General features: G+C 63.5%; 4 protein-coding genes. 1 reads left to right on the plus strand and 3 read right to left on the minus strand.

The window, feature by feature from the left end; translation table 11 throughout:
- Nucleotides 1–214 precede the first annotated feature (214 nt).
- Both JHD07_RS34225 and JHD07_RS34230 read right to left on the minus strand, forming a co-directional pair.
- Nucleotides 215–1570 carry an esterase-like activity of phytase family protein gene (locus tag JHD07_RS34225; RefSeq protein ID WP_291630198.1) on the minus strand — a complete coding sequence of 452 codons (1356 nt, stop codon included), beginning with the start codon at nucleotides 1568–1570 and terminating at the stop codon, nucleotides 215–217.
- Between the two features lie 138 nt (nucleotides 1571–1708).
- The gene (locus JHD07_RS34230) at nucleotides 1709–2713 is read right to left on the minus strand and encodes an alpha/beta hydrolase (RefSeq protein WP_291630200.1); all 1005 of its coding nucleotides are present in this window, start codon (nucleotides 2711–2713) and stop codon (nucleotides 1709–1711) included.
- Between the two features lie 131 nt (nucleotides 2714–2844).
- Here JHD07_RS34230 and JHD07_RS34235 point away from each other — a divergent pair, with 131 nt between their 5' ends.
- Complete coding sequence (locus JHD07_RS34235; RefSeq protein ID WP_291630202.1) at nucleotides 2845–3738, plus strand: LysR family transcriptional regulator; 894 nt, start codon at nucleotides 2845–2847, stop codon at nucleotides 3736–3738.
- A 5-nt stretch (nucleotides 3739–3743) separates the two neighbouring features.
- On the opposite strand, the gene JHD07_RS34240 is transcribed toward JHD07_RS34235, so the two are convergent.
- The coding region (locus JHD07_RS34240) for a carbohydrate ABC transporter permease (RefSeq protein WP_291630204.1) at nucleotides 3744–4187 on the minus strand (444 nt) is incomplete at its 5' end.

Genomic DNA, 4187 nt, shown 5'->3' on the forward strand with positions numbered 1-4187 from the left:
AGTCTGAAGCGTGCGCCTGAAGAGGCGGAGCGGCCCAGTCGTCCGGCCAAAGTCGACACTGCTGAGATAGGCCTATTCGGCCGATTTTACAAGCTGAGCCGTGATCTGGCGGGCCGGCAGCCGGCGTCGCGGCCGGTTCCGGGCCTCAGCCGTCAGCGACCCATCCGGTGCATCGGGGAAGGAATGGGCGCCGAAGCGCCCACTCCCTCGCATGTCAGCGCGCCTTCAGGAGCTCCGGCACGGCCAGCAGCACGAACTCGTTGTCGTCGGCCTTGTTGGGATCGCGGCTGGAGGAGAACGGCAGGTTGTTGTCGTTGCCGACGATGATGTGGGTGTCGTCGACGCGGTCGACGTTTTCGATGGTGAAGAAGGGGAAGGTGTAGACGCCGTCGTTGAGCGGCTTCCTCGCCTTCTTGTCGGGATCCCTGATCTTCATCAGGTCGATATAGCCGATCTTGCGCACGGGCTTGCCGACATTGGCGTCGGAGAGCTCGATCTTGTAGACGCGCTTGAACTTGGCGAGGTCAGGGAAGCAGTTCTCGCCGCGAGTGCCTTGCGGGCAGGCCTTGTCAGCGGTGCCTTCGCCGTTGTCGCGCTCGATGATGAGGCCCGCCGTCGGGTCGATCATGTTGAAGTCGCCGATGGCGTTGCCGTTCTGCTCGAACACATAGTGCCAATAGCGGCCGGTGAATTTTTCCGCGGCGACGTCGAATTCGAGGATGCGGGCGGCTTCCTTGCCGTCGACCTTCTCCCACTCCTTCTTCTCGGCGTCCCACAGCGGTCCTTCGAGCAGGCCGTAGAGGAACTTGCCGTCCTTCGACGCGGCAAAGCCCTCATAGCCCTTGGAGCGGCGGAGGTTGACGTTGGTGTAGGTCGCGCCCGGCGCAGCCGGCGTCCCCACCGCCCAATTGTCCGGCGAGCGCACCGGCTTGCCGTCGGCGACCGTGTCGAACACGCCGAGAACCTTGCCGGTCTTGTCGGCCTTCAGGATGTAGGGGCCGAACTCGTCGCCGATCCAGAAGGTATCGCCGATGATCTGGAAACCTTCGGTGTCGAAGTCGGAGCCGGTGAGATAGCGCTTCTGGGTATCCTCATGCAGGATGCGGAAGGGCACCTTCTTGTCGGGATCGTGCAGGAAGATGGTCTCCAGCCGCTCGATCTTGCCGCTGGCCCAGTCCATCTTGTAGCGGTTCAGGTACAGCATCGAGTCCGGCGAGTTGGCGCGCGCACCCATGCCGTTGTCGATGACGACCCAGAAGCTGCCGTCGGGCATGGTCTTGATGCCGGAATGGCCCTGCAGCGGCTGGCCCTTGAACGGTAGCGACACGCCGGTGGGACGCTCGTAGGACTTGCCCATGACGGTGCCGAGGGCGTCGACCCGCTTGCCGGTGGTGTATTTGCCTGCCGATTTGAGGTCGGCGGGGGCGTCAGCCGGGGCGTCGATGAAAGTCTCCGCCGGCATCACCACGTGGCCGGCGAGCTTGGCCGGGAATTCGCCCTCGCTCTGCGCGAGCGCGGCGCTCGCGGCGAGAACGATCGTTGCGACGGTGCTGAGAAAAGTCGCGCGCATGTGCGTCTCCTGTTGGTGGACGCAACGCTTATGCGGACGGCAGATTGCAGTTTTGTGAAGCTGGGCCAAAGGCCGCAGCGTTGTCCCTGTCTGGATTGGCGAGGTCGCCGCGGCGACCTCGCGGAGGCCGGTTCGATGTCAGGCAATCTTGCGGGCGAGGAAATCGCGAATCAGCGGCGTGACCTCGTCGAACCTGTCCTCGAGCAGGAAGTGGCCGGAGTTGATGAGATGAAACTCGACCTGGGGCAGGTCGCGTTTGTAAGGATGAGCGCCGTCGGCCGGGAAGATAAAGTCGTTCTTGCCCCACACGATCAGCGTCGGCGGCTTGTGCTTGCGGAAGTAGGCCTGCACTGCCGGGTACAGCGGCAGATTGGTCCGGTAGTCGTAGAACATGTCCAGCTGGATCTCGTTGTTGCCGGGACGGTCCAGCAGAGCCTGGTCATGGACCCAGTTGTCGGGCGAGATGCGGCTCACGTCGGACATGCCGTCGGTGTATTGGAATTTGGTCGTCTCCAGCGTCAGCAGCTTCATCAGCGCCTGACGGCTCGCGTCTGACCCGTCGGCCCAGTACTGCTTGATCGGATTCCAGAACTCCTTCAGGCCTTCGTCGTAGGCGTTGCCGTTCTGGACGACGAGGCCGCTGATGCGTTCAGGATGCTTCAGCGCCAGCCGCCAGCCGACTGGCGCGCCGTAGTCCATGACGTACATCGCGTAGCGCTTGACGCCGAGCTGGTCGAGCAATCCGTCGACGAGCTCGCCGAAACGATCGAACGTATACTTGAATGTCGCCCGTGGCGGCATGTCGCTCTGCCCGTAACCGGGGTAGTCGGGAGCGATCACATGGTACCGGTCGGCCAGCGCGGGAATCAGGTTGCGGAACATGTGCGATGACGTCGGAAAGCCGTGCAGGAGCAGCACCACCGGTGCCTCCTTCGGCCCAGCCTCCCTGTAGAAGATCTTGATCCCGTCGACGGTCCTGGTCCGATGGTATGTGACCGGATAGGCTGCGGCTTTGGCCTGATCGCGTTGTGGTTTCGCCGCGGCAGCCGGCGCAGCCGCGGCAACGGCAACGCCGGACAAGCCGAGGACGAGGTGCCGGCGATCGAGGCCGGCCGATGGATGTGTGTTGTTCTCGTTGGTCATGATTATTTTCCAGGCACCTTCCAGCCGTCCATTCCAAAGTCCGCAGCGAGCTTCGCGTAAACGATTGCGACCGGCGGGATCAGCCCATAAAATCGAGAAGCAACTTCTCAGGTTACGGAAAGACGCGTCTGATGGACCGGCTGGAGGCGATGTCGGTCATCATCGCCGTCAATGACACAGGAAGCTTCTCGGCAGCCTCGCGGCGCCTTAGCATGCCGGTCGCAACGGTCAGCCGAACGGTTGCCGAGCTCGAGGCGCGGCTGAATGCCCAGCTGTTTCAGAGGTCGTCGCGCCAGATGGCGCTGACCGATGCGGGAAGATCCTACATCGAGGCCTGCAAGCGGATCATCGCGCAGGTGGACGATGCCGAGAGGGAGGTTTCCGGCGAGTACAGAAGTCCGAGGGGCGATCTCGCGGTCACGGCGCCGTGGGGCCTCGGCCACATGCATCTTCTGCCGATCGCGCTCGAGTTCATGGAGGCTTATCCCGAGGTCGCGCTGCGGCTCGTCCTCACCGATCGCATCGTCGACACCGTCCACGACAACATCGATGTGTCGATTCGAATCGGCAGTCTGCCCGACAGCAACCTGATCGCGACCCGGGTCGGCTCGGTCCGGTTCGTGCTCTGTGCCAGTCCGGGATACCTCGCAAAGCGGGGTCATCCGATTGAGCCCGCCGATCTGGCGTCGCACGATTGTATCGGCGTCGACAGCCATGCGGCGCAAAAGAGCTGGAAGTTCGTCAAGGACGGCAGCGAGGTCACGGTGCCGATACGGTCGAGATTGACGGTGAGCGACTCGGAAGCGGCGGTCGAAGCGGCCGTCGCAGGCGCCGGCGTCACGCGCGTGATGTCCTACAAGATGGAGGCTGCACGACGTTGCGGCAAGCTCGTCCTCATGCTGGAGGAATTCGAGCAGGCGCCCTGGCCCGTGCATATCATCTACGCGGAGCGAAAGCCCGCTCCGCTCAAGCTCCGCGCATTTCTGGATTGGGCCACGCCGCGCCTCAAGGCGCGGCTGGCCTAGTTCTGCTACTCCTTCACCGCGCCCGTCAGCGACGACACGTAGTAATCCACGAACAGCGAGTAGAAGATCGCCACCGGCAGCGAGCCCAGCAGCGAGCCCGCCATCAGCGCGCCCCACTGGTAGACGTCGCCGGTGACGAGCTCGGTCAGGATCGCGACCGGCACGGTCTTGTTGGCGCCGCTCTGGATGAAGGCGAGCGCGTAGATGAACTCGTTCCAGGACAGCGTGAAGGAGAAGATGCCGGCCGAGATCAGGCCGGGCACTGCCAGCGGCAACGTGATCCGCCGCAGGATCTGGAGCCGCGTCGCGCCGTCCACCAGCGCACACTCCTCGAGCTCGTAGGGGATCGACTTGAAATAGCCGATCAGCAGCCAGGTGCAGAACGGCACCAGGAAGGTGGGGTAGACCAGGATCAGCGCGATCGGCGAGTCGAACAGGCCGAATTGCAC

Source organism: Bradyrhizobium sp. (genome assembly GCF_016462955.1).
In the GTDB taxonomy this organism is placed as follows: Bacteria; Pseudomonadota; Alphaproteobacteria; order Rhizobiales; family Xanthobacteraceae; genus Bradyrhizobium.

Coding starts and splice junctions, on each gene's coding strand:
- JHD07_RS34225 (WP_291630198.1), bottom strand. CDS start 1,570: ATGCGCGCGACTTTTCTCAGCACCGTCGCAACGATCGTTCTCGCCGCG.
- JHD07_RS34230 (WP_291630200.1), bottom strand. CDS start 2,713: ATGACCAACGAGAACAACACACATCCATCGGCCGGCCTCGATCGCCGG.
- JHD07_RS34235 (WP_291630202.1), top strand. CDS start 2,845: ATGGACCGGCTGGAGGCGATGTCGGTCATCATCGCCGTCAATGACACA.